The organism is Pseudoxanthobacter soli DSM 19599, from assembly GCF_900148505.1.
Taxonomy (GTDB): domain Bacteria; phylum Pseudomonadota; class Alphaproteobacteria; order Rhizobiales; family Segnochrobactraceae; genus Pseudoxanthobacter; species Pseudoxanthobacter soli.
In genome coordinates this window covers 23143-37749 of the sequence record NZ_FRXO01000007.1, presented here as the reverse complement: position 1 = coordinate 37749, position 14607 = coordinate 23143, and the positions used below count along the sequence as shown (strand labels likewise).

General features: G+C 68.4%; 13 protein-coding genes. 5 read left to right on the top strand and 8 right to left on the bottom strand.

What is annotated here, in order from left to right:
- The first annotated feature begins 99 nt into the window (after nt 1–99).
- The 5 genes from BUF17_RS16525 to BUF17_RS16505 all read left to right on the top strand — a co-directional run bounded on the left by BUF17_RS16525 (nt 100) and on the right by BUF17_RS16505 (nt 5816).
- Complete coding sequence (locus tag BUF17_RS16525; protein ID WP_073630740.1) at nt 100–993, top strand: SIS domain-containing protein; 894 nt, start codon at nt 100–102, stop codon at nt 991–993.
- A gap of 416 nt (nt 994–1409) precedes the next feature.
- Nucleotides 1410–3086 (top strand): circadian clock protein KaiC, encoded by a 1677-nt coding sequence (gene kaiC / locus BUF17_RS16520; RefSeq protein ID WP_073630738.1) that lies wholly within the window; start codon nt 1410–1412, stop codon nt 3084–3086.
- A gap of 32 nt (nt 3087–3118) precedes the next feature.
- Entirely contained in the window at nt 3119–3409 is a 291-nt protein-coding gene (locus BUF17_RS16515; RefSeq protein WP_073630736.1) for a circadian clock KaiB family protein, read from the top strand.
- Nucleotides 3406–4896, top strand: coding sequence for a sensor histidine kinase (locus BUF17_RS16510; RefSeq protein ID WP_139282566.1), 1491 nt, complete (start codon nt 3406–3408; stop codon nt 4894–4896). The genes BUF17_RS16515 and BUF17_RS16510 overlap by 4 nt, the downstream gene beginning before the upstream one ends.
- A gap of 62 nt (nt 4897–4958) precedes the next feature.
- Nucleotides 4959–5816: a 4'-phosphopantetheinyl transferase family protein gene (locus BUF17_RS16505; RefSeq protein ID WP_073630734.1), complete on the top strand. Its 858-nt coding sequence runs from the start codon at nt 4959–4961 to the stop codon at nt 5814–5816.
- A 131-nt stretch (nt 5817–5947) separates the two neighbouring features.
- Here BUF17_RS16505 and BUF17_RS16500 read toward each other — a convergent pair whose 3' ends face one another.
- From BUF17_RS16500 to araD, 8 genes are all read right to left on the bottom strand, one after another.
- On the bottom strand, nt 5948–6613 hold the full coding sequence (locus tag BUF17_RS16500; RefSeq protein ID WP_073630732.1) for an RraA family protein: 666 nt from the start codon (nt 6611–6613) through the stop codon (nt 5948–5950).
- Nucleotides 6614–6681: 68 nt separating this feature from the next.
- Nucleotides 6682–7479, bottom strand: coding sequence for an ABC transporter permease (locus tag BUF17_RS16495; RefSeq protein WP_073630731.1), 798 nt, complete (start codon nt 7477–7479; stop codon nt 6682–6684).
- Between the two features lie 92 nt (nt 7480–7571).
- Nucleotides 7572–8441 (bottom strand): ABC transporter permease, encoded by an 870-nt coding sequence (locus BUF17_RS16490; protein ID WP_073630729.1) that lies wholly within the window; start codon nt 8439–8441, stop codon nt 7572–7574.
- Nucleotides 8438–9550: an ABC transporter ATP-binding protein gene (locus tag BUF17_RS16485; protein WP_073630727.1), complete on the bottom strand. Its 1113-nt coding sequence runs from the start codon at nt 9548–9550 to the stop codon at nt 8438–8440. Before BUF17_RS16485 ends, BUF17_RS16490 begins: the two co-directional genes overlap by 4 nt.
- Before the next feature lie 250 nt (nt 9551–9800).
- Nucleotides 9801–10820: an ABC transporter substrate-binding protein gene (locus BUF17_RS16480; protein WP_073630725.1), complete on the bottom strand. Its 1020-nt coding sequence runs from the start codon at nt 10818–10820 to the stop codon at nt 9801–9803.
- 209 nt (nt 10821–11029) lie between these two features.
- A complete protein-coding gene (gene araD1 / locus BUF17_RS16475; protein WP_073630723.1) occupies nt 11030–12028 on the bottom strand; it encodes an AraD1 family protein in 999 nt (332 codons plus the stop codon).
- Between the two features lie 24 nt (nt 12029–12052).
- Complete coding sequence (locus BUF17_RS16470; RefSeq protein ID WP_073630721.1) at nt 12053–12829, bottom strand: SDR family NAD(P)-dependent oxidoreductase; 777 nt, start codon at nt 12827–12829, stop codon at nt 12053–12055.
- A gap of 31 nt (nt 12830–12860) precedes the next feature.
- Nucleotides 12861–14591, bottom strand: coding sequence for an L-arabinonate dehydratase (gene araD, locus BUF17_RS16465; RefSeq protein ID WP_073630719.1), 1731 nt, complete (start codon nt 14589–14591; stop codon nt 12861–12863).
- Between the last annotated feature and the right edge of the window lie 16 nt (nt 14592–14607).

Genomic DNA, 14607 nt, shown 5'->3' with positions numbered 1-14607 from the left:
GTTACAGCATCGGGCGGGACACTCGACGTGGCCCCGGCCGGCCCCGTTCGCGACGACGGCGAACCGATGCCGCCCCGTCGCACCCGGAGCGAAGGCAGGATGAGCAGCCGTGACGTCACGACCCCGGCGCGCGGACCGTCGGAAAACGTGCTGGAAGTGGTGCGCACGCTGCGGGACAGTCTGCGCCGGTCCGACCGCAAGGTCGCCGATGTGGTGCTGGCCGACCCCCGCCGCATCCTCAACGCCACGGTCGCCGAGACCGCCGAGATCGCCGAGGTCAGCCAGCCGACGGTGATCCGGTTCTGCGCCGCCATCGGCTGTCAGGGCTTCCAGGATTTCAAGCTGCGCCTCGCCCAGAGCCTCGCGCTCGGCACGCCCGCCACCCATTCGGTGCTGTCGGGCTCCGATACCCTGTCGGAAGTGGTGGAGAAGATCTTCGACTACACCATCACCAGCCTGGATTGGGCGCGCCACCACCTCGAACCCGGCCCGCTGGAGGCCGCGGTGGAGGCGATCCTCAAGGCCGGCCACATCGAGTTCTTCGGCCACGGCGCTTCCGGCATCGTGGCGGCCGACGCCCAGCAGAAATTCCCGCTGTTCGGCATCTCCTGCGGGGCGCAGATCGATTCCCACCAGCAGATCATGGCAGCCTCGATGATGAAGCCCGGCCAGGTCGCGGTGGTGATCTCCAACACCGGCCGCACCCGCTCCATCATCGAGGTGGCGCGCACGGCGCGCGAGACCGGCGCCACGGTGATCGGCATGACGGGGGCGGACGCCCCGCTCGCGCTCTATTGCGACATCGTCCTGAAGGTCGAGACCCTCGACAACACCAACATCTACACCCCGACCATCTCCCGCATCGCGGCGCTCGCGGTCGTGGACGTGCTGTCGACCGCGGTGGCGCTGCGGCGCGACGATGCCCATCGCAAGCGCTTCGCCCGCATGAAGCAGCGCCTCAATGAGCTGCGCTTCAACAACGATGCGCCCTGACGACGAATGCTGTCGACACACCTGCGGAAGCGGCATCAGAACTTCCGGTGACCTTCGCCGGATCTTGCACGGCGCGGCCGACCCGGCGGCGGCCGTCGAGCCCCCGGACTGAAACGGTCTGAAATCGGCCGTTCATTTCGTGCGGTGGCAGCCGCTTGAACAGCAACGAGTCGCACCCTAATGTATCGAGGGCGACGATGGAATCTCCACGCGCCCCTTGTTCTTCCGAACCAGTCCGCCAATTGGGCCTTTCGTGTCGAAAGCACGGCGGCCGGCGCGTCGGGTACCCGCAGCATAGCCTTCAATCCGGTTGCTTCTGGAGTATTTCGTGTGTTTTGCGCGAGTACGCCCAGTTGTTGCTGCATTTGATCCATATCAACCGCCGCTCGTAAATCCAGCCCTCTCTTGCGTGATCCATGGCGCCAACTGGCATCTCCAAATCGCTCACCGGTATTTCCGGCTTCGATGACCTGACGCTCGGCGGCCTGCCCGATGGCCGGCCGACCCTCGTCTGTGGTTCGGCCGGTTGCGGCAAGACGCTGTTCGCCTCCACGTTCCTGATCAACGGGGCGCGGCTCTACGACGAGCCCGGCGTGTTCGTGACATTCGAGGAGCGGCCGGCCGACATCGTCGACAATGTCGCCTCCCTCGGCTTCGGCCTCGACAAGCTGGTGGAGGAGGGGCGGATCGCGTTCGAGCACATCGCGGTCGACCCGGCCGAACTCGCCGAAGCGGGCGACTACGACCTCGAGGGATTGTTCCTGCGGCTTGAACTCGCCATCGAAACCGTCGGGGCGAAGCGCGTGGTGCTGGACACCATCGAGAGCCTGTTCTCGGCCTTCTCCAACCTCGCCATCCTGCGCGCGGAAATCCGCCGCCTGTTCGACTGGCTGAAGGAAAAGGGGCTGACGACGGTGATCACGGGCGAGCGGGGCGACGGCGCCCTGACCCGCCAGGGGCTGGAGGAATATGTCTCCGACTGCGTGATCCTGCTCGACCATCGCGTCCAGAACCAGATCTCCACGCGGCGCATGCGCATCGTGAAATATCGCGGCACGGCGCACGGCACCAACGAATACCCGTTCCTCATCGACGAGGAAGGGTTCAGCGTGCTTCCCGTCTCGTCCCTCGGCCTCAATCACAAGGCTTCCGAGGAGCGCGTCTCGACCGGGATCCCCGATCTCGATGCGATGCTGAGCGGGGGCGGTTTCCACCGCGGAACGTCCATTCTCCTGTCGGGCGTCGCCGGCACGGGCAAATCCTCCGTGGGGGCGAGCTTCGTCGATGCGGCCTGCGCGCGCGGCGAGAAGGCGATCTATTTCTCGTTCGAGGAATCCGCGAACCAGGCCGTCCGCAACATGCGCTCGCTCGGGATCGATCTCGGCCGCTGGCTGGAGGAGGACCGCCTGCGGTTCGTCGCGGTCCGCCCCACCTTCTACAGCCTCGAAATGCACCTCGCGGTCATGCTGCGCGAGATCCAGCGGTTCGAGCCGACCACCGTCGTGCTCGACCCGATTTCGGCCTTCATCGAAAGCGGCGACCGCTTCGAGGTGCAGTCGATGCTGCTGCGGGTGGTCGATTTCCTCAAGAGCCGCGGCGTGACCGGCGTCTTCACCCATCTTTCCCATCAGCAGGAAGGCGCGGTGGCGACGGACGCCGGCCTGTCGTCGCTGATGGATGCGTGGATCCTGCTGCTCAACCGGGAGGTCGGCGGCGAATTCAACCGCGAACTCTATCTCCTGAAGGCGCGCGGCATGCCGCATTCCAATCAGGTGCGCGAATTCGTCATGACCGAGCACGGCATCAAGCTCATCCCGCCCTATCTCGGCGAGAGCGGCGCATTGACCGGTTCCGTACGCAAACAGGAAGAAGCTCGGAGTCGCCGTGAAGAAGTGCGTAGAAAGGCGGAGGTGTCGCGACTGCAACGTCAGATCGACCAGCGCCGCCGGCGGGCCGCCGCTCAGATGGAAGCGCTGAAGGCCGAACTCGAAGCAGATGAACTGGAAATGCAGGCGTTTCTGAAAGCCGAGGAGGACTTCCTTCTCCAGGCGCGTGCCGATATCGCCGAAATGAAGAAAAGTCGCCGCGCGTGACGTTTCCCGGGACGAGAATGGTTGGTGAGACGATGACCGAGGAACCGGGCAAGCGCCGGAAACTCATCCTTTATGTGGCCGGCCAGACGCCCAAGTCTCTGACGGCGATCGCGAACCTTGAGCGGATCTGTGCCGAGAAGGCGCCGGGGCAGTACGAAATCGAGGTGGTGGATCTCAAGAAGAGCCCGCATCTGGCCAAGGAGCACAGCATCGTCGCGATCCCCACGCTGGTGCGCGAACTCCCGGTCCCCATCCGCAAGATCATCGGCGACCTGTCGGACGAGCAGAAGGTGCTGGTCCACCTCAAGATCGGTGACGAATGACGACCGTGGCCGATCCTCGCGACGAGCTGATTGCGGAACTCCAGCGCCGTCTCGCCGAGGCGGAGGAAACCCTGACGGCCATCCGTCTGGGCGAGGTCGACGCGCTCGTGGTGCGCGGCCAGGACGCCGACGAGATCTTCACGATCGAGGGTGAGGCCGGCTATCGCGACTTCATGGAAGCGATGGACCCCGGCGCCGTCGCGCTCGACCGCACCGGACACGTGCTCTACGCGACCCACAAGATCGCGAAACTCCTGCGGGTCCCGTTCGAGGCCTTGCAGGGTGCGCGGTTCAGCGACGTGCTCGACCCGGTGAACGCCGCGCGCTTCGACGCGCTGCTCGGTTCGCCGGTGATGGAGCGGCAGGAAATCAATGTCCGCTTCACCGGCGAGACATCGGACAGCCATTTCGACATCACCGTCGCGCCGATGCGCATCGGTGCCGTTTCCGGCTATGCCGTCACCTTCACCGACATCACCGAGCGGGTGCTGGTCGAAGCGGCGGAACAGAGCGAGCGCGCCGCCCGCGCGGTCATCGCCTCCGCCAACGAGGCGGTGCTCGTCTGCGACCGCGACGGCGTCATCACCCACGCCAACGCGGCGGCCCGCGTGGTGCACGACGGCCCGCTGATCGGCCGCCCGTTCGCCGAGGTCGTGCCGCTGGTGTTTCCCGGCGCCACCGGGCTGATGCAGAGCGACGATTTCATCGCCATGGCGCTCGCGGGCACCCCGCTCCAGGGCATCGAGGCGGTCGCGCCCGAGGCCCCGGCGGTGAAGGACTATCTCGTCAGCATCGCGCCGCTGCGCGTTGCCGGCGACATGATCAGCGGCTGCGTCATCACCATGGTCGACCTGTCCCAGCGCAAGGCGGCCGAGCGCCAGCAATTGCTGCTGATGGCCGAGCTCGACCACCGCGTGAAGAACACGCTTGCGTTGGTGCAGTCGATCAGCAGTCGCACGCTGTCCTCCGAGGACACCCTCGAAGGCTATCAGGTGGCGTTCTCCGGCCGGCTTCAGGCCCTGTCCGCGACCCACAACCTGCTTGCGACGCGCTCGTGGAACGACCTCCAGCTCGAGGACCTGCTCGCGGCCGAACTCGCGCCCTATATCGAGAAGGGCGCCGGCCGCGTCGTGTCCGAGGGGCTCGACGTCGCCATCGTGCCGCGCGCGGCCGTGGCGCTCGGGCTCATCCTGCACGAGCTGACCACCAACGCGGTGAAATACGGCGCGCTGTCGAACGGCACCGGCGTCGTGTCGCTGAACGCGCTGCCGCGCGAGGGCGACGGCGCTCCGTTCGTGATGGAATGGCGCGAGACCGGCGGACCTGCCGTCTCCCCGCCCACCCGGCGCGGCTTCGGCCGCACCGTGATCAGCCGCAGCCTGCAATATTCCCCCCACGGCAAGGCCGACCTCACGTTCGACCCCGCGGGCGTGATCTGCCGCATCTCGCTGCCGCCCGAGGATGTGGTGCGGAGCGGAACGGCCTGACGGCGGCCGCCAATGCCGGCCCTCGATAGCGCCTGCCGACCGCCGCGCCGGGAGCGTCGCCGATGATGCCGAGCGACTGCATCGATCTCTATCTCCTGCCGACGGCCGGGCTCACGCCGGGCGACATGGCGCGGCTGGCGGCGCTTCTCGACAGCACCGAGACGGACCGGGCGGCGCGCCTGCGCGATACGGATGCGCGGGCGGGCTTCGTCGCGGCCCACGGGCTTCTGCGCCTGGCGCTGAGCCGGCACCGCCCATCCGTCGCTCCGGCATCCTGGCGCTTCGCGGCCGGTCCCTTCGGCAAGCCCGGGATCGTCGCGGATTCCCCGCCGGACCGGCCTGTCCCGCCCTTGTACGCGCCGGGCTCCGACGCCGGAGCGGCAGGCATCGCTGCGGAAGGCATCGCTGCGGAAGGCACGCCTTCCTTCAGCCTGACACACACGGCCGGCCTCGTCGCCGTCGCGGTCGCCACGGGCCGGGATGTCGGCGTCGATGCCGAAGCGGTCGTGGCCGATGCCGCGACCTCTGCCGTCGCGGCGACGTTCTGCACCCCGGTTGAACTGGCGGCGTTCGACGCGCTCGCTGAAGCGGATCGCCTCGCACGGTTCTTCACGCTGTGGACGCTCAAGGAAAGCATCCTCAAGGCCGCCGGCCGGGGATTTCTTATTCCGCCGCAGGACGTGGAGATCGGTTTTTCGCCGCCCGCCGCGCGCTGGATCGGCGGCGAGACCCCGTGGCTGGCGTGGCACGGCGCGTTCGGCAACGGCCACCACATCGCGGTCTGCGTCGCGGCGATGCCGGCGCCGCCGCGTCTCGCGGTGCTCGATGCCGGCCCGATGGTGCGGTCCGCCGCCGAGCCCGTTCCGCTGCCGCTTGCCCTCGACAGCCTCGCGGTCGTCCCGGCCGGCGGCACGAACTGACAGCCGGGGCGATCCGACAGCCCGCCCCAGAGCATACCCCGTTCAGATCTGAACGACAGGGATATGCTCAAGGCTTTGAATCTGGAGCGATTCCTTGTAGACTTGATGTTTCCATCAGATCGGAGACCGCTCTACAGGATGCCGTAGCGCGCATAGACCTCGCCGAGCAGCATGCCCTGTTCGAGGTGCTCGCGGCTCCTGTTCTCGCCGTTGATCTTGTCCAGCGCCGCCGCGATCACCTCGCCGGCGAGGGCGTGCGGGATGACGACGACGCCGTCGACGTCGCCGAACACGAGGTCGCCCGGCTCGACGCGGACGCCGCCGCATTCCACCGGCACGTCGCGCGCCGTCATCTCGGCGCGGCCCTTGGTGTCGAGCGGGCCGATGCCGCCGTGGAACACCGGAAAGCCCAGCCGGCGGATGTGGCGCACGTCGCGCACCAGCCCGTCGGTGACGCAGCCGCCAGCCCCGCGGCAGCGCGCGGCGGTGGTGAGCAATTCGCCCCACGGCGCGATGCGCGTGGTCGGGCCGTCGCAGGCGAGCACCACGATGTCGTCCTCGACGAGATCGTCGACCAGCGCGATCTCGACCTCGTAGGGGTTGCGGCCCTCGGTGATGCCGTAGACGTTGGCATAGAGCCCGGTGCGGGCGCGGCCGAACAGCACCTTGTCCTCGTCGAGCGGACGCACGAACGGGCGCATCGCCTGATCCGCCCGGCCGAAGCTGTCGAGCACGTCCGACAGCACCGCCGAATAGAGCACGGCCTTGAGGGCCTTGAAGTCGATATCGGCCGTCATGACCGTTCCTCCCCTTGAGCGCCGTCTTGGCGCGGTTTCCTCACTCGTCGCCGCCCGATGCGGTGACCTCACTCGTCGCCGCCTGAGGCGGCATGGGCCGGCGCGACGAAGCGCACCGCCACCAGGCAGAGCGCGGTGGTGAACAGCAGCACCAGCGTCACCAGCGCGTTGATGTCCGGCGTGAAGCCGAGGCGCATCATCGCCCACAGCCGCACCGGCAGCGTGCTCTGGGTGCCGGTGACGAGCAGCGTGATCATGGTCTCGTCGAACGACAGCGCGAACGCCAGGATCGCTCCGCCGGCCATCGCCCCGGTCAGGTTCGGCAGAAGCACGAGGCGGAAGGTCTGCCACCGGCTGGCGCCGAGATCGTAGGAGGCCTCCACCAGACTGCCGCTCAGCGATTGCAGCCGCACCAGGATGGTGCGGTAGACCAGCGCCAGCACGAACACGGTGTGGCCGATGATGACGGTCAGGATCGAGCGCTCGAAATCGATCTCCCGGAAGAAGATCAGCAGCGCGAGGCCGGTGATGATCGGCGGCATCAGGAACGGCAGGAAGATCACGAACTGCAGGAACCGCCGGCCCTTCGCCTCGGGCGAGGCGACATAAAGCGCGAGCCCGGTCGCGATCGCGACCGACAGCACCACCGCCGAGGCGCCGACGATCAGCGTCGTCCTCAGCGCGGAAAGCACGCTTTCGTTGCGGGTCAGCGCGGCATAGGCGCTCGCCGTCGGCTGCGCCCAGTCCACCGCGCCGTGGCTGACGGTGAAGAACGACGACACGATCGGCACCAGCAGCGGGCCGTAGAGCAGGGCGAACACCAGCGCCGTGACCGCGACGAGCAGGATCGTGCCCGCCCGCTTCATCGGGCTTTCCTTCACGCGCCGGGCGCGGGCGACGGCAGGGGCGGGAGCTGGGGAAGGGATAGGGGAGGGCGCAGGCGCCGTCGTCGGGGCCGTCATTGCGTCTGCCTCCGGGTTCCCGCCCAGCCGCCGAGCGCGATGGCGCAGATCACCGCCGCCGCCAGGATGACGGAGAGCGCGGCGCCGAACGGCCAGTTGAAGGCGGTTCCGAACTGGCTGTAGATGATCCGCCCGAAGGTGAAGCCCGACTGGCCGCCCACCATCTGCGGGGTGAGGAAGTCGCCGATCGCCAGCACGAACACGAAGCTCATGGCGCTCGCCACCCCGGGCAGGCTGAGCGGCAGCGTCACCCGCAGAAAGGTCTGCAGGTCGCTGGCGCCGAGATCGGCGGAGGCGTGCCGGAGCGCCTTGGGAATATTTTCCAGGGACAGGAAGATCGGCAGGATCGCGAACGGGATCAGAAGCACCGTCAGCGTCAACAGCACGGCGTTGAGGTTGAACACGAACAGCATCGACGGCTCGCTGATGATGCCGAGCGCCATCAGCGTGCGGTTCAGCAGGCCGTTGCCGCCGAGGATGCTGCGCACCGCGTAGATCTTGATGACGTAGCTCATCAGCAGCGGCACCAGCAGCAGCACCAGAACCACATGGCGGTTGCGGCCCTTGAGCCCGGTCAGGAACAGCGCCACCGGATAGGCGAACGCCACGCACAGCACCGCCACCGACAGGCACAGAAGGCAGGTGCGCCAGAAGATCGGCTGGAACACCGGGTCGGTGAAGAAGCGCACATAGTTCGCGAGCGTCGGCGAAAACACGATGTCGCCGTGGTCGACGCTGAAGAAGCTGTAGGTCAGGAACAGCGCCATCGGCGCGAGGATGAAGCCGAGCGGCACCACATAGGCCGCGGCGGTCGCGAGCCAGGCGGCGGCGCGGGGCCGGCCGGCGAGGGCGTCCCGCGCGCTCATGCCGGAACCAGCCGGCAGTCGTCGGCGCGGAACGACAGCGTCACCGCGTCGCCCGCCCCGAGCGGGGTGCCTTCCGGACGGCTCTGCAGCCGGGCGCGCAGCGAGATCGCCCGGTCGCCGGCCGCCGTGGCGAACGCCATGGTGGAGGCGCCGCCGAACGCCACCTGGTCGATGGTGGCGGCGATGGCGTTCTCATGCGCCGGATCGCGCACGGCGGCGGGGCCGATCGCCATCGCCTCCGGCCGGCAGGTGGCGAAGGCGCGGGCCCCGGCCGGCGCGGCGGCGAGTTCCGGCTGGCCCTCGATGGAACACAGGATCGTGCCGAGGCTCGTCTCGATGGCGCGCCGGCTGCCGCTCGCTGGGCCGAGCGTGCCGGCGATGAGGTTGTTGTCGCCGAAGAAGGTGGCGACGAACTCGCAGCTCGGCCGGTAATAAACCTCGTGGGGCGAGCCGATCTGCTGGATGCGGCCGGCATTCATCACGCAGATGCGGTCGGCCATGGCGATGGCCTCCTCCTGGTCGTGGGTCACGAACAGGAAGGTGGTGCGGATCTCCGCCTGCACGGATTTCAGGAACGCCTGCATCTGGTGGCGCAGCGCCACGTCGAGCGCGGCGAGCGGCTCGTCGAGCAGGATCAGACGCGGCCGGCAGACGATGGCGCGGGCGAGCGCCACCCGCTGGCGCTGGCCGCCGGAAAGCTGCGCCGGGTAGCGCTTGCCGAACGGCCCGAGGCTGACGAGTTCCAGCGCGTCGGCCACGCGCCGCGCCACCTCGGCACGCGGCGTGCCGCGCACGGCGAGCCCGTAGGCGACGTTCGCCTCCACGCTCAGATGCGGAAACAGCGCGTAGTCCTGGAACACGGTGTTGAACGGCCGCCGGTTGATCGGCATCGCCGTGATGTCCTGTCCCTCCAGCCTGATCTCGCCGCCGGAGGGCGAGGTGAAGCCGCCGATCAGGCGCAGGATCGTGGTCTTGCCCGAGCCGGACGGCCCGAGAATGGTGATGAACTCGCCGTCGCGCACGTCGAGATCGACGCCGTGCAGGATCGGAACCGTGCCGTAGGACTTGGTCACGGAGCGCAGAGTCAGGAGAACGCCGGGATCGGCCATGGGGTCCCTCGAACGACGTGGGGCGAGAGCGGCGGGCCGCCCGGACCAACCGTCCGGGCGGGAACCATCATGCGCCGCTCCTCGATCCCGGTCGACACGCGGCCGGGTCGCGGGCCGGATCGGCCCGCCGCTTGGCTGTCCGGGCAGGCCGGATCGGCCCGCCGCTTGGCTGTCCGGGCAGGCCGGATCGGCCCGCCGCTTGGCTGTCCGGGCGGGCCGGGTCGGCCCGCCGGTTGCCGTCTTCTGGCGGTCAGGGGGCCGCCTTCACCTCGTTCCAGATGTCGGAGCGCTTCAGCGGGTCCTCGACGGCGTCGAGCCACACCAGCGTGTCGCTTTCCCGGGCGCTGCCGCTCGGCACCACGGTGTTGCCGAAGCCGGTGCGCTCGGTGAGCTGCTGGCCGATCTTCTTCTGCAGCAGGAAGTTCACCCACTTCTCGGCGGCTGCCTTGTCCTGCACGCCGCTGGTCATCGCCCAGTTGTCGAGCCAGGAGAGCGCGCCCTCGGAGGGGTTGATGTAGGCGACGTGGGCGCCGGCCTTCTGCAGCGCCTTGAGCTGCTGCTGGCCGTAATTGGCCCACACCAGCGCGACGTCGTTGTTCTGGAAGATCTGCTGGGCCTCGTCGGCGGTCGTGTAGAACGACAGCACGTTGCCCTTCAGCTCGATCAGCTTGGCCTTCACCTGGTCGAGCTGCTCCGGCGTCAGGTGGAACGGATCCTTGATGCCGAGCACGAGCGCGGTGAAGGAAACGTTGTGCTCGCCGTTGTCATAGGCCAGCACCTTGCCCTTGTATTGCGGGTCCCACAGCACGGCCATCGAGGTCGGGGCCGGCTTCACCTTGTCGACGTCGTAGATCAGGCCGATGGAATCGAACGCGAACGGGATGCCGTAGACCTTGCCGTCGCGGGTCTCGCCCTTGATCTTGCTGAGATCGCGGAAGCGCGGCAGCACCTGCTGCTGGTTCGGAATGTCCTTCAGGTCCCAGGGCGTCACCAGGCTGGCGTCGATATAGCGCTGCAGCTGGGCCGTGTTGACGGCCATCACGTCGAAGTCCTTGCCTTCGCTGCCCTTGATCTTGGCCCAGATCTCGTCGTCCGAGCCGATGAAGACCACGTCGACATCGATGCCGGTCTCCTGGGTGAACTCCTTCACCCAGTCCGCGTCGGCATAGCCTTCCCAGGCCAGCACGCGCAGCGTCTCCGCGGCGGCGGCGGAGGTCCAAAGACCGGCGGCGAGCGCAGCGCCGCACAGAAGTTCTCTCAATCCCTTCACGACACTTCTCCTCTGGTTGGTCCCGCCCGGTCGGCGCTGGCCGGCCGGTGCTGGCCTCGTCTTTCATGGAGGAGCGTCTTGTCCGCCGCGGCGGGTGGCGCTCTCGGTGATGTTTGCTCCGGTCCGCCTCCCCGCCGGGCGGAAGGCCCGGCCGGGGAACCGGCATGCCGGCAATATCGAAGCCCGGGCCCGTCCCGCCCGGGCTGGCGTCAGAGAGGCCGCACGGAGACGAAGGTCTCCGCCGGGCCGGCCACCATCCGGTTGCGCAGCGGCTTGCCGAAGGTGGGGGATTCGATTTCGAACACGTCGCCGGCCTGCGTCGGCACGTTGGAGGCGTAGCTCATGGCGTCGGCACCGAAGAAATAGGCGTGCAGGTCGCCGGGCCGCCGGAACATCGGGTAGCGGAAGTGGTAGTGCTCGAGATTGGCGATTGAGTGCGACATGTGGCTTTCGCCGGACAGGAACTCCTCGTCCCACACCACCGCGCCGTCGCGGTGGATGCGGGTGTGGCCGCGCACTTCCTCCGGCAGGTCGCCGACGAGCAGCTCCGGTCCGATCGAGCAGTCCCGAAGCTTGGAATGGGCGAGATAGAGGTAGTTCTTGCCCTCGGTGACATGGTCGGAGAAGTCGTTGCCGAGCGCGAAGCCGATCCGGCGCGGCTCGCCGGCCGGGTCGACGATATAGAGGCCGACGATCTCGGCTTCCTCGGCACCGGCGAGCGCATAGCCCGGCAGCTCCAACGGCGCGCCGGGGGGCACCACGCAGGTGCCGACGCCCTTGAAGAACCACTCCGGCTGCACGCCGATGCGGCCCTCGCCCGGCTTGCCGCCGGACAGGCCCATGCGGAAGATCTTCATCGAGTCGGATTCATGGGCGTCCGGCCCGTGCACCACCTCGTGCATCCGGTTGCGCGCCGTGGCGCTGCCGGTGTGGGTCAGGCCGGTGCCGGTAATCAGGAAACGCGCCGGCTCCGGATGGTCGAGGGGCGGCAGCACGCGGCCCTCGGTAAGGGCGGCGGCATAGTCGACCGCGTCTTCCCGCGGCAGGGCGGCGACCAGGTCCGCGAGCGGCGTCGCCTCCTCGATGCTGCGCATCGCGAGGTCGTAGACCGACGTGGCGCCGGCGAGCGGCAGCAGCGCCTCGCCATCGGGGGCGACGAGTGCGACCTTGCGCCGGCCGTCTTCCGTCTTGAATTGCACGAGACGCATTGGGGAAGGCTCCTTCGGGCGGTCTCAGACCCAACCGCCGTCGACGATGAAATGCTGCGAGGTGCACATCCGGCTGTCTTCGGATGCGAGGAACAGCGCCATGCGGGCAATGTCCGAGGGATAGAGTCGGTCCGGCAGGCACTGCCGCTCCGCGATCTGGCGCTCCCCGTCCGGCGTCAGCCACAGCCGCACCTGCCGCTCGGTCATGACCCAGCCGGGGATCATGCAGTTGACGCGGATGCGCTCCGGCCCCAGCTCGCGGGCGAGCGCGCGGGTCATGCCGGTGATGGCGGCCTTGGCGGTGACATAGGCCGGGCAGTCCGGGTCGCCGACCATCCAGGTGATCGAGCCGAAATTGACGATCGAGCCGCCGCCGGCATCGCGCATGTACGGCCGCACGGCCTGGGCGGCGAAGAACTGGTGACGCACGTTGACCGCCATGCGGTCGTCCCAGTACGCGGGCGTGACGTCCTCGGTGCGGTGGCGGTCGTCGTTGCCGGCATTGTTGAGAAGCACGCGGATGGGGCCGTGGCGCTCCGCCGTCGTGGCGATCGCGGCCCGCAGCGCCTCGATGTCGCGCAGGTCGCAGCGGATGAAGTCCGGTCGGCGATATCCCGCGGCGGCGACCGCGTCGACGAGCGCGAGGGAGGGCTCCTCCGCCACGTCGACGAAGGTGACCGCCGCGCCCTGCGCGCTGAAATGCCCGACGAGCCCGGCACCGATGCCGCTGCCGCCGCCGGTGATGAACACGACGCGATCCTTCAGCGTCGGATAGATGGCGTTCGGAAAATCGGTGTCCATGGGATCGGGCCTCGTCCGCGCTGCCGCCGGTTCAGTGTGAGTGACGGGGAATGCCGGCTTCGCGCTTGCCGGTGAGGAAGTCGAAGTCGCAGCCTTCGTCGGCCTGCAGCACATGCTCGACATAGAGCTTCTGGTAGCCGTTGATGTCGGCGTGCTCGGGCGGCTTCCAGGCCGCGCGGCGGGCGGCGAGTTCGGCCTCGTCGACCTCGAGATGCAGCCTACGGCCGGCGACGTCGAGCTCGATCATGTCGCCGTCGCGCACCAGCGCCAGCGGGCCGCCGGCGGCGGCCTCCGGCGCGGTGTGCAGCACCACGGTGCCGTAGGCCGTGCCGCTCATCCGCGCGTCGGAAATGCGCACCATGTCGGTGACGCCGCGCTTCAGGAGCTTGGCGGGCAGCGGCATGTTGCCGACTTCGGCCATGCCGGGATAACCCTTCGGGCCGCAGTTCTTCAGCACCATCACGCTGTTCTCGTCGATCTCCAGGTCGGGATCGTCGATGCGGGCGTAATAGTGCTCGATGGTCTCGAACACGACGGCGGGGCCGCGGTGCTGCATCAGCGCCGGGGTCGCGGCCGACGGCTTGATCACCGCGCCGCCGGGCGCGAGGTTGCCGCGCAGCACCGCGATGCCGCCTTCCGGCGTCAGCGCATCCTCGAAGCCGCGGATCACCTCGCCGTTGTAGTTCGGCGCATCCGCCACGATCTCGCCGATGGTCGGCCCGGCCACGCTCGCGGCATCGGTATGGAGCAGGCCGGCTTCGGCGAGCACCCGCATTACCGCCCTGAGGCCGCCGGCATAATAGAAGTCTTCCATCAGGAAGCGGCCGGAGGGCATCAGGTCGACGATGGTCGGCACGCTGCGGCCGAGGCGGTCCCAGTCGTCGAGGGAAAGGTCGATGCCGAGCCGGCGCGCGACCGCGATCAGGTGGATCACCGCGTTGGTGGAGCCGCCGATGGCGCCGTTGACGCGGATGGCGTTCTCGAACGCCTCGCGCGTCAGGATCTTCGACATGCGGATATCGTCCCGCACCATGCCGACGATCCGGCGTCCGGCCTCCTGGGCGAGGATCTGCCGGCGGGAATCGACGGCGGGAATGGCGGCATTGTCCGGCATGGCGATGCCGAGCGCCTCGGCCATGCTCGCCATCGTGGACGCCGTGCCCATGGTCATGCAGCTGCCGGCCGAACGGCTCTGGCCCTGTTCGGCGGCGAGGAAGTCGTCGACCGACATGCGGCCGGCCTTCACGTCCTCGTAGAACTTCCAGACGTGGGTGCCGGAGCCGATCGGCTTGCCGCGGAAATTGCCGTTCAGCATCGGTCCGCCGGAAACGACGATCGCCGGCAGGTCGCAGCTCGCCGCGCCCATCATCAGGGCGGGGGTGGTCTTGTCACAGCCGACCATCAGGATCACGCCGTCGACCGGGTTGGACCGGATCGATTCCTCGACGTCCATGGCGGCGAGGTTGCGGAACAGCATGGCGGTCGGGCGCATGTTGGATTCGCCGAGCGACATCACCGGGAATTCGAGCGGCAGGCCGCCGGCCTCGTAGACGCCGCGCTTCACCCGCTCCGCCAGTTCGCGCAGGTGCGCGTTGCAGGGCGTCAGCTCCGACCAGGTGTTGCAGATGCCGATCACCGGGCGGCCGTCGAACACGTCGGGCGGCAGACCCTCGTTCTTCATCCAGCTGCGGTGCATGAAGGCATTCTTGCCCGCTCCGCCGAACCAGGCGCTGGACCGCAGTTTCCGGGGTTCGTCTGACATGGTCGCCTCAGGTCAG

Excerpts from the sequence above, each read along its gene's own strand:
- BUF17_RS16525 (WP_073630740.1), top strand. The coding sequence starts at position 100 with ATGAGCAGCCGTGACGTCACGACCCCGGCGCGCGGACCGTCGGAAAAC.
- kaiC (WP_073630738.1), top strand. The coding sequence starts at position 1,410 with ATGGCGCCAACTGGCATCTCCAAATCGCTCACCGGTATTTCCGGCTTC.
- BUF17_RS16515 (WP_073630736.1), top strand. The coding sequence starts at position 3,119 with ATGACCGAGGAACCGGGCAAGCGCCGGAAACTCATCCTTTATGTGGCC.
- BUF17_RS16510 (WP_139282566.1), top strand. The coding sequence starts at position 3,406 with ATGACGACCGTGGCCGATCCTCGCGACGAGCTGATTGCGGAACTCCAG.
- BUF17_RS16505 (WP_073630734.1), top strand. The coding sequence starts at position 4,959 with ATGATGCCGAGCGACTGCATCGATCTCTATCTCCTGCCGACGGCCGGG.
- BUF17_RS16500 (WP_073630732.1), bottom strand. The coding sequence starts at position 6,613 with ATGACGGCCGATATCGACTTCAAGGCCCTCAAGGCCGTGCTCTATTCG.
- BUF17_RS16495 (WP_073630731.1), bottom strand. The coding sequence starts at position 7,479 with ATGAAGCGGGCGGGCACGATCCTGCTCGTCGCGGTCACGGCGCTGGTG.
- BUF17_RS16490 (WP_073630729.1), bottom strand. The coding sequence starts at position 8,441 with ATGAGCGCGCGGGACGCCCTCGCCGGCCGGCCCCGCGCCGCCGCCTGG.
- BUF17_RS16485 (WP_073630727.1), bottom strand. The coding sequence starts at position 9,550 with ATGGCCGATCCCGGCGTTCTCCTGACTCTGCGCTCCGTGACCAAGTCC.
- araD1 (WP_073630723.1), bottom strand. The coding sequence starts at position 12,028 with ATGCGTCTCGTGCAATTCAAGACGGAAGACGGCCGGCGCAAGGTCGCA.
- BUF17_RS16470 (WP_073630721.1), bottom strand. The coding sequence starts at position 12,829 with ATGGACACCGATTTTCCGAACGCCATCTATCCGACGCTGAAGGATCGC.
- araD (WP_073630719.1), bottom strand. The coding sequence starts at position 14,591 with ATGTCAGACGAACCCCGGAAACTGCGGTCCAGCGCCTGGTTCGGCGGA.